The 13,279-nt window shown below is 52.7% G+C and carries 13 protein-coding genes; 3 read left to right on the forward strand and 10 right to left on the reverse strand.

What is annotated here, in order from left to right; all coding sequences use genetic code 11:
- Window positions 1-310: transposase (locus GBM95_RS12240; protein WP_193222527.1), on the forward strand; the 310-nt coding region annotated here is incomplete at its 5' end.
- 137 nt (window positions 311-447) lie between these two features.
- Here GBM95_RS12240 and GBM95_RS00005 read toward each other — a convergent pair.
- The 10 genes from GBM95_RS00005 to rpmH form a co-directional block, all read right to left on the reverse strand.
- Window positions 448-1,317, reverse strand: coding sequence for a ParB/RepB/Spo0J family partition protein (locus GBM95_RS00005; RefSeq protein WP_152157203.1), 870 nt, complete (start codon window positions 1,315-1,317; stop codon window positions 448-450).
- 5 nt (window positions 1,318-1,322) lie between these two features.
- Entirely contained in the window at window positions 1,323-2,105 is a 783-nt protein-coding gene (locus tag GBM95_RS00010; RefSeq protein WP_152157204.1) for a ParA family protein, read from the reverse strand.
- A 115-nt stretch (window positions 2,106-2,220) separates the two neighbouring features.
- Window positions 2,221-2,880, reverse strand: a complete 660-nt coding sequence (locus tag GBM95_RS00015; protein WP_152157205.1) for a MarC family protein — start codon at window positions 2,878-2,880, stop codon at window positions 2,221-2,223.
- 12 nt (window positions 2,881-2,892) lie between these two features.
- Window positions 2,893-3,540 carry a 16S rRNA (guanine(527)-N(7))-methyltransferase RsmG gene (gene rsmG, locus GBM95_RS00020; protein ID WP_152157206.1) on the reverse strand — a complete coding sequence of 216 codons (648 nt, stop codon included), beginning with the start codon at window positions 3,538-3,540 and terminating at the stop codon, window positions 2,893-2,895.
- Window positions 3,541-3,565: 25 nt separating this feature from the next.
- Entirely contained in the window at window positions 3,566-5,512 is a 1,947-nt protein-coding gene (gene mnmG, locus GBM95_RS00025; protein WP_152157207.1) for a tRNA uridine-5-carboxymethylaminomethyl(34) synthesis enzyme MnmG, read from the reverse strand.
- A 25-nt stretch (window positions 5,513-5,537) separates the two neighbouring features.
- On the reverse strand, window positions 5,538-6,923 hold the full coding sequence (mnmE, locus tag GBM95_RS00030; RefSeq protein WP_152157208.1) for a tRNA uridine-5-carboxymethylaminomethyl(34) synthesis GTPase MnmE: 1,386 nt from the start codon (window positions 6,921-6,923) through the stop codon (window positions 5,538-5,540).
- A 486-nt stretch (window positions 6,924-7,409) separates the two neighbouring features.
- Entirely contained in the window at window positions 7,410-9,113 is a 1,704-nt protein-coding gene (gene yidC / locus GBM95_RS00040) for a membrane protein insertase YidC (protein WP_152157210.1), read from the reverse strand.
- Window positions 9,114-9,143: 30 nt separating this feature from the next.
- Window positions 9,144-9,452, reverse strand: a complete 309-nt coding sequence (gene yidD / locus GBM95_RS00045) for a membrane protein insertion efficiency factor YidD (RefSeq protein WP_152157211.1) — start codon at window positions 9,450-9,452, stop codon at window positions 9,144-9,146.
- Window positions 9,449-9,925 carry a ribonuclease P protein component gene (locus tag GBM95_RS00050; protein ID WP_152157212.1) on the reverse strand — a complete coding sequence of 159 codons (477 nt, stop codon included), beginning with the start codon at window positions 9,923-9,925 and terminating at the stop codon, window positions 9,449-9,451. The genes yidD and GBM95_RS00050 overlap by 4 nt, the downstream gene beginning before the upstream one ends.
- Before the next feature lie 24 nt (window positions 9,926-9,949).
- The gene (gene rpmH, locus GBM95_RS00055) at window positions 9,950-10,090 is read right to left on the reverse strand and encodes a 50S ribosomal protein L34 (RefSeq protein ID WP_005429158.1); all 141 of its coding nucleotides are present in this window, start codon (window positions 10,088-10,090) and stop codon (window positions 9,950-9,952) included.
- 617 nt (window positions 10,091-10,707) lie between these two features.
- On the opposite strand from rpmH, the gene dnaA reads away from it, so the two are divergent.
- Both dnaA and dnaN read left to right on the forward strand, forming a co-directional pair.
- A complete protein-coding gene (gene dnaA, locus GBM95_RS00060; protein ID WP_152157213.1) occupies window positions 10,708-12,069 on the forward strand; it encodes a chromosomal replication initiator protein DnaA in 1,362 nt (453 codons plus the stop codon).
- Window positions 12,070-12,123: 54 nt separating this feature from the next.
- Complete coding sequence (gene dnaN, locus GBM95_RS00065) at window positions 12,124-13,242, forward strand: DNA polymerase III subunit beta (RefSeq protein WP_152157214.1); 1,119 nt, start codon at window positions 12,124-12,126, stop codon at window positions 13,240-13,242.
- Window positions 13,243-13,279 lie beyond the last annotated feature (37 nt).

Genomic DNA, 13,279 nt, shown 5'->3' on the forward strand with positions numbered 1-13,279 from the left:
CTATGTCGGGATGGGAAAACGCGAGGAATTCCAGACCGATAAGGAAGCAGAAAAGCGCTCGTACCGGATCAACCTGCGGCCTGGAGTTTTGAAAGGACGCTCGGCTGAAGATCTTATCCGCAAAATCGAGCACTTCAAGTCCAGCGTCCGCTGCAAGGTTGAGCATGTCTTTGCGCGTGTGAAGCTTCAGATGTCGTACCGCAAGACCCGGTATCGCGGCATTGCGAAGAATGCGCATCGCATCAATACGATGCTGGCGCTCTGCAATCTCTTCACTTTCGATTGTTACCTGAAGAGATTGATGGCCTAATTGTGCCTATATTGTGGAAATTTCCACTAAAAACATCATAAACTGCCAATTTTTAGACTGTAAACAACCGAATTTATGTGTTGGGTCCGGATTTTCCGGTTGCAGTCATAAAAATTGGCACTTGCTCAGACCTTCCTTTATTTTCGAATGTGATCCACAATCCCTTGGAGCTGATCCAAGTTGGAGAATTCAATCACAATTTTTCCCTTGCCTTTTGTATTGGCCGTGAGCTTTACAACGGCGCCTAGCGTCTCCGCCAGCGCCTCTTCAAGACGTTCGTTATCACGCGTCTTGATCACTACCTTTTTCTGAGGCAGCGGCCCCTCAAGCAAACGCCGGACAAGATCTTCCGTCTGTCGCACAGAGAGACTGCGGGCAACCACAGTTTTGGCTGTTGTGATCTGATCTGCCCCGGTAAGAGCGAGCAGGGCACGAGCGTGCCCCATCTCCAACTCTCCTTTCATGACCATGTCTTTCACTTCATCTGTGAGGGACAACAGGCGAAGAAGATTGCTTGTAGCCGGCCGGGAACGGCCAATTGCCTTAGCGGCATCCTCATGCGTAAAGGAAAATTCGCTGATGAGCCGCTGAAGACCCTGAGCCTCTTCGATCGGATTCAGGTTTTCCCGTTGGATGTTCTCAATCAGCCCAATGACGAGCGCATGCTCATCATCAACGTTCTGCAGAAGAACCGGAACCTTTTCGAGCCCAGCGAGCTTTGCAGCACGCAGGCGACGTTCGCCAGCAAGAACCTCATAATCTCCGTCGTTCAGCGTGCGAACAAGAATAGGGCTGAGAAGCCCCTGTTCTCGAATTGAATCTGCCAATTCGCTGATAGACGCTTCGTCCATGCGCGTACGCGGCTGATAGCGCCCCGGATGAATATGAGCGGTCTCGATCTCCAGCAATCGACGCTCGCTTACAGCGTCATCCAGAGCATCAGGACCGACTTCCCCCATGAATAGGGCATCCAGACCGCGTCCAAGTCCTTTTTCTTTCTTTTTCACTGCATTCACCCGTTTGTCTTTTTCGCTTCCATGCGGGAGATGATCTCGTCGGCGAATGCTTTATACGCCATGGCGCCTCGGCTGGACCGATCGTAGACCACCCCTGGCTTGCCATAACTTGGCGCTTCCGCGAGCCGAACGTTGCGAGGAATGATTGTATTGAAGACCTTATCCCCAAAATGCTTCTTGAGCTGTTCACTTACCTGTTGCTGAAGCGTAATTCTGGGGTCGAACATCACACGCAGAATGGAGATGATCCGCAGCCCGGGATTCTTTTCGTTATGAACCCTGCGAATAGAAGCTACGAGGTCCGTAAGCCCTTCAAGCGCGAAGTATTCGCACTGCATCGGCACAATAACGCCGTTTGCGAAGCAGAGTGCATTAAGCGTAAGCATGGAAAGGCTTGGCGGACAATCGATCAGAATATAGTCATAGCGATCCATGACAGGTCCAAGCGTTTTCTTCAGTCTCTGATCTCGCTCCCGGATGCTGATGAGTTCAATTTCAGCGCCTGAAAGCTCACGATTAGCCGGAAGGACATCAAACCCGCCAGTTTCGCTGCGTCGAACGACATCGTCAAACGACTTAAGCCCCAGAAGAAGCTGGTAAACAGAACATTCAATTTCCCGCTTATCGATCCCACAACCCATTGTGCCATTGCCCTGAGGATCGAGGTCGACAAGCAGCACCCGACGATCCCGGAGCGCTAGAGCAGCCGCAAGATTGACAGTTGTTGTGGTTTTGCCCACGCCGCCCTTCTGATTGGCAATACAGAAAACTTGAGCCATGAGAAATAAAAATCCCGCGGTCGGTCGTTATCAGGACTCTGGCCGCGGAAAATCACAAAAAGGTTAAAAAACAGCCCTTATTTTATAGAACAAGACTATGACGTCTCGTTCCAGCTCATTTCTGACCAAGCTGGAGCCAAAGCTCGGAGAAGCCCTGCCAGAAGATCGACACGCCGAGGCAAATCAAAATAAAGGCAAAAATCCTCGCCAAGGCATCTGCACCGGCAGCACCAACCGATCGGCTGACGCGATCGCTGTATCGAAAACAGATCCAGATCACGAGGACGGTAGCCAAAATCGCAAGAATCGTTCCCCCTAAATTACTGGCGGTATAAGGGAGCGTGGTGCCGAGAGCCACCGTCACAGCGATGGCCCCCGGCCCCGTTGTAAGCGGCAGTGTAAACGGATAGAACGCCATTGCCTTCAGGCGAGAACGCGGCAATGCCAGAGGCGGCTCCTTGGAGCCTTCATCATGAGATGGAGCATTGAGCGCATTCCAGCCGGCAGCAAACAGCACCAACCCGCCGGCACAGCGCAGAACACCGACGGAAATGCCGAAAAATCCCAGAATCAGATGCCCCGCAAAAAGGCACACGACAAGGATGACAAAGGAAAAAATGGCAATGCGTCCAGCAACATAAGCCCGATCAGAATCAGAAAGATGACTCGACAGCGTCACAAAAAACATTGCGCCGCTGAACGGATTGATCACCGGAACGAGCGTTGTGAATGTATAGATGAAGGCGCTCAACAATGTAGCAGGAAGGAAATCCATTCTTTTTCATCTCTATAAGGACTGAGACAGCACTATCAAATGCCGGACTTCTTCAAGACCAGGAACATGAATCGGCTCAAGCATTTCAACAGTTATGCCATTAGGAAGCGCTGCGATCTCCTCTTCTGTTTTTGCACCTTTCATGGCGAGCCAACGGCCCCCTGGAGAAAGAAGAGGGCGAGTCAGCGTAACAAAGTCGGAGAGAGAAGCAAAAGCCCGGCTCGTAATCATGTCCCATTCACCCTGGAGTTTTTCCACCCGAGAGTGTCGTGCACGCAAGTTTTTCAGGCCCAGCTCAATCGCTGCCTGATTTACGAATGCCACTTTCTTCCCTACAGCATCAACGCCCGTGACTTCCAGATCCGGGCGAAGAATAGCTACCGGCACCGATGGCAGCCCGCCTCCGCAGCCGACATCGAGAATATTTTTAGCATCCGGCGCTACACGCCCCAGCCATGGCACCAGCGCAGCTGAATCGAGCAGATGGTGAGTGAGCACCTCTTCTGGTCTGCGAATCGCCGTCAGGTTGTAAACACGATTCCACTTCAGGAGAAGCTCTGCATAGCCTAAGAATGAATGGATTATGTTGTCATCGACAGGCAGGCCTTCAGCCTCCAGTCCGGCACGGAGCTGGGAACTATCAATTGCAATTGAATTCATTGGAGAAGCATTCCGAAGAAGCACTTTATTTTCCAGCCGCCGGCCGATCACCCGGCACTGAGCCCTTATCCCGCTGATAGTAATAGCGGCGCTTTAAGTGAACAAGCAGAAGCGCCACTGCTGCAGGCGTCACCCCGGAGACGCGGGATGCCTGACCAAGCGTTTCCGGTCTTGCCGCTTTGAGCTTCTGTCGAACCTCAAAAGAAAGCCCCGTCACCGCGTCATAGTCCATAGCATCCGGGATTGCCAGCGTTTCATTGGCAAGAGCTTTTTCGATTTCATCCTTCTGCCGCTCAACATACCCGGCATACTTCACTTCAACTTCAACCTGAGCCTTCTCGACCTCATTGAGCTCAGAAAAATCCGCAGCCAGAGTGCCGTCCGTACGTCGAAGTGTCGCCAAATCGGACATCCGAACATTCGGTCTCGCAAGCAAGCTCCTGAGAGGATATTCCCGCTCAATCGAGGTTCCCAGCACGCGCTCCGCCTCTGCTGCGGCAATGATCTTGGGATTCACCCAGGTATCCTTGAGCATTTCTAAAGCTCTTTGCACCCGCTCAGTTTTTCGATTGAAGTACTCCCAGCGCAGATCGTCTACCAGGCCCAGACGGCGGCCGGTCGGCGTAAGACGGGCATCAGCATTATCCTCGCGCAGAGAAAGCCTATATTCCGCACGGCTTGTAAACATGCGGTAAGGCTCCGTAACGCCCTTTGTTGTCAGATCATCCACCATAACGCCGAGGTAGGCTTCATCGCGGCGTGGCGTCCAGCCTTCATCTCCCCTAGCGTAAAGCGCTGCATTCAGACCAGCCAGAATTCCCTGTGCAGCCGCCTCTTCATAGCCGGTTGTGCCGTTAATCTGCCCGGCAAAAAAGAGTCCCGGCATTGCCTTGGTCTCCAGCGTACGCTTAAGCCCGCGCGGATCGTAGTAATCGTATTCAATGGCATAGCCCGGACGAATGAGATGAGCATTCTCAAGCCCCGGCATCATCCTGACCATGCGGTACTGCACGTCAAATGGGAGACTCGTAGAAATGCCGTTTGGATAAAACTCCTGAACGTCAAGTCCTTCAGGCTCAAGGAACACCTGATGGCTATCCTTCGAAGCAAAACGCTTGACCTTGTCCTCAATCGAAGGGCAGTAACGAGGGCCTACCCCCTGGATCACTCCGGCATACATCGGCGAACGGTCGAGGTTGGCCAGGATGAGCTCATGCATCTCCTTCGTTGTGCGCGTGATCCAGCAGGGCATCTGCCTTGGGTGCGAATTTGCCGGGCGAATCAGCGAAAAATCCGGAACGGGATCCAAATCCCCCCACTGCTCCTCGCAGCGGCTGAAATCAATTGAACGACCATCGATTCGAGCAGGCGTCCCTGTTTTCAGGCGCCCCTGCGGCATACCAAGTTCCTTCAGGCGCTCAGCGAGCCTGACGCTCGCAGGATCTCCCATGCGTCCCGCCTGATAATGCTCCAGCCCGATATGCACCAGACCATTAAGGAAAGTGCCGGAGCAAATAACTACAGAACGCGAGTGAAACCGTATCCCTGTCTGCGTGACTACGCCGCGAGCTTCACCGTTTTCGACGATCAAATCATCGGCCGCCATCTGGAATACGGTAAGGTTTTGCTGCGCCTCAATGCGCCTGCGCATCTCCCGCCGATAAAGCTGCCGGTCAATCTGCGCGCGCGTTGCGTGTACAGCCGCACCTTTAGAGCTATTCAGAATACGGAACTGAATGCCTGCGGCATCTGTCACCTGAGCCATGGCTCCGCCCAGAGCATCAAGTTCTTTAACGAGGTGTCCCTTGCCGATGCCACCGATCGATGGATTGCAGGAAAGCTGCCCGACAGTGTCGAGATTATGCGTAATAAGAAGAGTCTTTCGTCCCATGCGCGCAGCAGCAAGCGCAGCTTCAGCACCCGCATGTCCGCAACCGACGACGATGACCTCGTAGCTTTCTGGGTATTCCATAGCTTTCAAATCCAGAGTCTTTGACTCACTTGCCGATGCAGAATCGGCTGAAGATGATGTCGAGGAGTCCTTCCGCATCCATCTCCCCAAGGATTTCTCCAAGGGAACGGCCAGCAAGGCGCAGCTCTTCGGCAAGGAGCTCCATCATACCGAAGCCGCTGTCGGCAATCTCCAGGGCTTTGCGGATGTGAAGGCCTGCGCAGCGCAAGCATTCGAGATGACGTTCGCGCGCAAGAAACACCTCTTCGGTGCCTCCCGCCATATCGGAAAGGTCGAGAACTCTCGATTTCAATTCCTCGAGTCCGGCGCCTGTTTTAGCTGAAATTGCAATGGCGCCCTTTGTTTGCAGTTCGTTGAGAACGCTTTCCGAAGCCAGATCGCACTTATTGGCAATATGGAGAACCGGAGTTCCGGAACGGACCGTCTCTTCGACGCGTTTTAATGCATCGCCATCGTCCGCCACGCGCCCCGAAGCATCAGACAGCGCCAGGACAATATCAGCTTCCTTAAGGGCCTGCAGCGAGCGCTCGATGCCTTTCGATTCAACCACATCTGTCGTATCGCGCAGACCTGCCGTGTCCACGATGCGAAGCGGTACGCCGTTAAATGCCGTCCAGTGCTCGATCCTGTCCCGCGTAGTCCCGGCAATGTCCGTCACAATGGCAATTTCCTCTCCGGCCAGCGCATTGAGCAGACTCGATTTGCCAACATTTGGCGCGCCGACAAGAGCAACAGTGAGCCCCTCTGCAAGCACTGCACCTTTACGCGCAGTCTTCAGAAGTTCATCTATGCGGCTTGCTGCAGTTGCCATTCTTTGGATGATTTCATCCGCCATCAAGTCGTCGAGTTCTTCTTCAGGAAAATCTAGCTGCGCTTCCGTGAGCGCCCGCGCTTCATCCAAAAGACTTCCAACGGCATGAATGCGTCTGGAGAAGTCGCCGGAAAGGGAGCGGGCAGCTGCCTGCGCCGAAGCCTCGCTCACTGCATCAATCAAACCGCTCACGGCTTCAGCCTGTGCGAGATCGATGCGTCCGTTAAGAAAAGCTCGTTTGGTGAATTCGCCGGGCTCTGCAATGCGAATGCCGATAAAGGCAAGCTTTTCAAGAACAGACCGCAGAATCAGCCTGAGAAGCATTGGCCCGCCGTGAGCCTGAATTTCCAATACAGTTTCTCCGGTATAACTTGCCGGAGCGGGGAAATAAAGGACTATGGCCCGATCAAGCAAAGCTCCTTTAGCATCCGTTACATCAAGAAGATGCGCATGCCTTGGCTCCAGCAAAACGCCGGGGAAAAGCGTGCTGAGCACTACATCCGCATGATGGGCGGGCACGGAAAGACGCACTACGCCGATTGCGCCGCGTCCGGCAGCCGTCGCGATAGCGACGATGGGAGTTTTGTCATTGAGCTGCATATGGCACATCTCTTCTTTTTTAGAATGCAGAGGGCGATTCAACCTCAACAAGGCACTTAATCTCATGTCGCTTCAGGATCCTCGTTCCTCCCGGCGCGGACAATTTTTCGGCTCTGCGCTTGCCGGCGTCTGCACTGCAGTCATTCTCTCCGTTCCGGCCTCAGCCTATACGGCCCGTTTTTTTGGGGACAGCTATGAAACCAGATCCTTAATCTACTGCGGCTTCATGCTGTGGGTGGTCTGCGGGGCGATCGCCGTTTTTGCCAAAACCTGGAAGACGGAGGAGAACCGGCTTTCATTCAGAAGAATTTTCCTCTGGTTTGCCTCAGTCTGGCTCTGGCCGCTTCTGCTGGCAGCCTCGTCTCTGAATTCGAAAAAAACTTTCGTAAATAAATGAAGGCCGGGCGGCTCTTTCTTTGAAAGAGCTTCTCGCCCGGCCGACTTGTCAACGAACTTGGCGCGTCAGGAGCGCCAAGTCGCGGCTACTTATTTCTGCTTTGCCAGCCGCTTCGCGCGTTCTTCGGCGATCGTCTTGTTGATCCACCACTGCTGAGCAATAGAAAGAATATTGTTCGTAAGCCAGTAGAGAACCAAACCTGCAGCGAAGATGAAGAACATCACCGAGAAAACGACCGGCATGATGTACATCACTTTTGCCTGCGTCGGATCAGTAGGCTTCGGATTGAGGAAGATCTGCAGGAACATGGTGATTGCCATCAGGAGAGGCAACACAAACCAAGGATCAGGCATCGCAAGATCGTGCACCCAGAAGATCCACGGAGCCCCGCGCAGCTCCACTGAGCCCTGAAGAACCCAGTAGAGAGCGAGAAACACGGGAATCTGCAGCATGATCGGAAGGCACCCGCCAATCGGATTGATCTTCTCCGTGCGATAGAGTTCCATCATCGCCTGGTTGAGGCGCTGCTTGTCATCCTTGTATTTTTCCTGAAGCGCCTTCATGCGAGGCGTCACTTCCTTCATGCGGGCCATCGAGCGATAGCCGGCAGCCGAAATCGGATAGAGCACAGCCTTCACAATGCAGGTGAGAAGCACAATTGCCCAGCCCCAGTTGCCGACGATCCCATAGAGGAAGTCCAGCAGCCAATAGATCGGCTTCGCGAGGAAAGTAAGCCAGCCGTAATCAACAACCAGCTCAAGCCCGGGAGCAAGCTGCTCAAGTCGAGCCTGTTCCTGAGGACCGGAGTAGAAAGTTGCGCGATCCGTCACGGAGGCTCCCGGAGCAATTTCCTTCATGGAAACCAGGGTGCCGATAGCGTAGAGATCCTTAGAGACTTCACGGGCGTAATTCTGACGGGATTCACCCTGCGACGGAATCCAGGCACTCACGAAATGGTGCTGCACCATTGCGAGCCAACCGTTATCGGTTTTCTCTACAAAGGACGCATCCTTATCGTGAATATCGGAAAAATCGAGCTTCTGGAAGTTTTCTTCACTCGTATAGAAAGCCGGTCCAGTAAACGTCGAATACATCGAGCTTTCGCCTGCAGGCTTGCTCGAGTCGCGCGTGATCTGATAGTAAATCTGGGGGGAAACAGCCTTTTCAGTCTGATTCGTAACGGTCGTGGAGACATCCATGCCGTAATAGCCGCGCTTGAAGGAATAGGTCTTTGTAACCTTAACTCCGCCCTTGTCTGCTTCAAAGACAACATCAAGCTTGTCGGAACCATCCATGGAAAGCGACTTGCTCACCAGCTTGAACTCATCGGCATGCGTCGGATAGTCGCCGCCCACAAGCCCGCTCTGCGCCATGTAGGTATGCGCGCCCTGAACATTAAGAAGCTTGACGTTGCCGAGATCATCAGCAGGCTTGCGGCCGAGAATCATGCCGGCAAGACCCACTTCAGTCCAGTCCGCCTGCTGCGGGAAGAGAAGCATCTCCGTACCAATTACACGGGCCCCCTGAAGATCAAACGTGACCTTCATTCGATCCGTAGTAACGACCACCGGTTCCTTGACCGGAGTTGCCGCGGCCTGAACTTCAACAGCCCTTGCATCCTGAGCCGGAGCAGGAATATCCGCTGCACCCGCACTCTGCGAGGCTTCAACAGTCTCTTCAGGAGCAGCAAAGAAAGACTTCCCGCCCTTATAGACTTGATAATTGTCCCAAAGCATGAAAAGCGATCCGAAAAGGATCACCCACAAAAGGGCACGCTGAACTTCTCTTCCCATAAAGCTCTCTTGGATTGAGTTAGGGGTAATTTAAAGATTAAAGAAGGATCGCCCGCTCTCGCTCGCACCTTCTTCATGAATGTCCTTGCAGTCCCTGCACCAGCATCGCCAGCGAAAGGTATTCGGGACCGGATCATACCCTCTGCCGCCAAATGGGTGGCACCGCAGAAGCCTCATTACGATCATCCACCCGCCTTTCAGAGCGCCATGACGCTCCAAAGCTTCAATAGCATACTGCGAGCAGGTGGGCAGATAGCGGCATTCGCGCCCCACCCATGGCGACAAAGTCAGCTGGTAGAGTCGAATGAGTCCGATCATCAGCCGCTTCAGGAAATTCATATTTTTCCTTCTTTTGCGGACTGAGCTTTGCGGCGTTGATCCGCTCGGCGCACAACTTCCTCAAGAAGGACTGCTGCATCAGCGCGAAGTTTTTCCTTCAGGCTGCTGCGCGAGGATGCACCGAGAGAACAAAGCTCGGTTTTAAGCCTCAAAGAAACATCCAGCCCAAGATTTCTAGAAGCCAGTATTTCCCTGAGTTCAGGAAGCCGCAGTCTTGCGGCTTCCCTCAACGTACGCTTGACGATTGCCCTGTCAACAGAAAGCGGCGCATTGCGCTTTCCGACCGTAATGCCTACACGAACGCGATGCGGTTCTGAATTCTCAAGGCATCCGGCAGTGAAATACGCAGAATGGACGCGGAACGACTGTGCATTCCGCGTCCTCAATATCACACCGAAGTCAGAGCTTTTAATGAGGCGACTGCTTCGGGGAAATCCGTAGTTCTCCGCCGGGCTTCCGGTCACGGCAAGCATCCAGCCGTGTTAGGGCAACCGCTATTAGAGGGCGAGAACGTGACGGCCCTTGGCGCGACGACGAGCCAGAACGCGGCGACCGCCCTTCGTACGGCTGCGAACGAGGAAGCCGTGAGTGCGGGCACGCTTGGTCTTGGAGGGCTGATAGGTACGCTTGGTAGCCATGATGTTGTTTCCTTTGTCTCGAGGGAGAAGCTTGTAGAGACTGAATTGTCTCTATTCAGCGGATGAAGAATCCAAAGCAGACTGAATACTGCTCTGACGCATTCCTCTTGGTCTCCGACGACCCTGGATACAGGGCGGGACTGGAGGAAGCCTAGAAAAGCTCGCTATTACACAACAATCTGCGTGGTCTTGTCAAACCTCGGACTGTGGAAAATTGCATTTTCACCCGGAGACTCGTTCTATGCAGAAGAAGTGAAAAACGCTTTCAGTAGTAAGGCGATACATAACAATACTATATATAGATGTTTCTAACTCAACAATAACATCCTCTTGTGTACATCCTTAAAAATGTAAGTGTTTAATCGCTTAACTTAACCAGAGCCTCAGAGAATCCTTATTCACATCATTTTGTGGATAAATTAAATCTTCATAGCCGCCCAAAGCTTCTGTGGATAACTTTTTTATATATATTTCAATGAATTAAGAAGTTATCCACAAAGAAAACGCCATTTCCTAAAGAAAACTTGGTAAAATGAACGATCCCTGCCTGTCAGGCAACAGCAAGATCGGAAATTGATTCCATCTTGTCCTTCAACGTTTAGCTCTTTATTCGGCCTATGCAAGTCTTTTGGCAAAAGTGTCTGGACAACCTGAGAGAGTTTGTCCAGAGCGCACCAAAAATCTATGACACGTGGTTCAAAGTAATCAATCCCGTCGCCTGGGATCCGGATAATGGAGTGTTGACGCTCGAAGCTCCTGCTTCAAAAGTTCGCTTTCTTAGAGATACGTACCTCAAGAATATTCAGCGAATCGCCACCCACGTCAATGACGATCAGCCTGTGACCGTCTCCCTCATTGCCGCTCAGAAAGAGGCTGCTGAAGTTCAGAAGCCCTCTGTCGGCACGTCAGAGTCCGACGTGCGCAGAAGAGAGGAAACTGGTCTCCTGCCGGGGCTGACGTTTGAAAACTACGTCAACGGCAATGCCAATCAGCTTGCCGTTGCAGCGGCAGAGCACGTTGCCACGACCACGGGTACTCAGTACAACCCGCTCTACATTTACGGTGGGGTGGGCCTTGGCAAAACACATCTGATGCAGGCGATTGGACATCGCTACCTTGATCTGCACCCCAAGGCAAAAGTCCGTTGCGTCTCTGCTCAGGATTTCATTAATGAATACACGGCCGCTGTCCGGGAGTCTGCCAATAAGACCCATGCGAGCCTGGAAAAATTCGATGAGCGCTATCGCAACCTCGACCTGCTCCTCATCGACGATGTTCAGTCGCTCTCCGGCGCCAAAGGCTCACAGGGGCAATTTTTCCGCGCGTTTGAAGCGCTTGTTCCTCACAACAAGCAGCTGGTTATCACTTCAGATACTTATACGCGCGGACTCAAGGATATCGAGCCTCGCTTGATTTCCCGCCTTTCCCAGGGGTTGTCCGTCGCTATTGAACCGCCTGAATTTGAGATGCGCACAGCCATTCTGCTCAATAAGGCGAAGGCCATGGGCGTCAATCTCCCTGATGAAGTAGCTGCCTTTATTGCCAAGCGCCTTAAATCCAATGTTCGCGAACTCGAAGGCGCCCTTCAGCAGGTCGTCGCTTATCAGCAGTTTCAGCCGTCTGCGTCGCGCGAAATTACCATTGATATTGCGAAGCGCGTGCTGAGAGATCAGTTCCAGGTCGTCAATAGTCTGATCACCATTGAAAATATTCAGAAAACGGTTGCTGACTACTACAAGATCAAAGTCGCAGACATGCATTCGAAGCGTCGCCCCGCCTACATTGCATTGCCCAGACAAATCGCTATGTACCTCACGAAGGAACTGACCCAGCACAGTCTTCCTGAGATTGGTGAAAATTTTGGCGGCCGGGATCACACAACCGTTATGCATGCGGTTCGTAAAATCACTCAGGAAAGGCAGAGCAATGCTGAACTCAATCATGAGATTCATGTGCTTGAGCAAATGATCCGCGGTTAAATCGCGATCTGCCATCCATCCAACATTGATAAATCACGCTTTTTCAGTCCGATCATGAAGCTTATTGCCAGTCCTGTTGAGAATCTGTTCAAACCCGTCAAAACGGTATCGGGCATTGTTGAACGCAATCAGTCCCTGCCTGTGATCAGCAACATTCTGATTGAGCAAAAGGACGAGTCCGTCACATTCTCGACAACGGACCTTGATATTCAGATCCGTACCTCTGCGCCTGTCGGCGTCTCCGGCGCGGAAGGCACCTTCACGGTTTCAGCACAGAAAACATCTGAAATTCTTGCGGCACTCCGCCCGCTTGATGTTGTCGAAATTGATGTCGGAGAGGACGGACTTGCTGCCTTCTCCGTTTCCGGAGGCCGCTTTACCGTTCAAACGCTTCCGCCGGAGGACTTCCCGGTCATTAAAACCCAGACTCCGGTCAGCTCGTTTACATTGCCCGCCAAAACCCTTCGCTATCTTTTGACAATGACCTCCTTTGCCATGGCTGCAAAGGACATTCGTTACTACCTGATGGGGGTTCTGCTCGTTGCTCAGGGCTCAAAACTCCGTGCTGTCGCAACGGACACGCATCGTCTTGCCTATTGCGAAGCAGTAGTAGACGGCATGATGCAGGACGAAAAAGTCGAGGCAATTGTTCCCCGGAAGACTGTGCGCGAACTGATGCGCATTCTCCCGGAAGACGATTCACCGGTTGTTGTCAATCTGGGCGATACGCAGATCTGCTTCAAATTCGACAATGTTGAATTCATTTCGAAGCTGATTGAAGGGAAATTCCCTGATTATCAGCGCGTCATGCCGACAGAAGACACGAATCCGCAGTGCGTCCGCCTTAATCGAGAAGAACTTCTTCTGGCTCTTCGGCGTGTGCAGATTCTCACCAATGAAAAATTCCACGGCATGCGCTGGCTTTTCAAGGAAGGCGAACTGCTTATCCAAGGCAATAACGCTGAACAGGAAGAGGCCAGCCAGACAATTCATGCCCCCTGGACATGGGGAGAACTCGATATCGGCTTCAATCTGCTCTACATGATTGAGCTTCTTACAAATCTGAAAAATTCTGAAGTGGACTTCCATTTCGCTCCCACGCCGAAGAGCGTCCTGGTCACGATGCCGGAATCTTCCAGCTTCCGCTACCTCATCATGCCGATGAGAATTTAAGCAGCCCTTTTGCGACAGAGGCGCATTCCGTCAGGGA

This window comes from Sutterella seckii, from assembly GCF_009183815.1.
Classification (GTDB): Bacteria; Pseudomonadota; Gammaproteobacteria; order Burkholderiales; family Burkholderiaceae_F; genus Sutterella; species Sutterella seckii.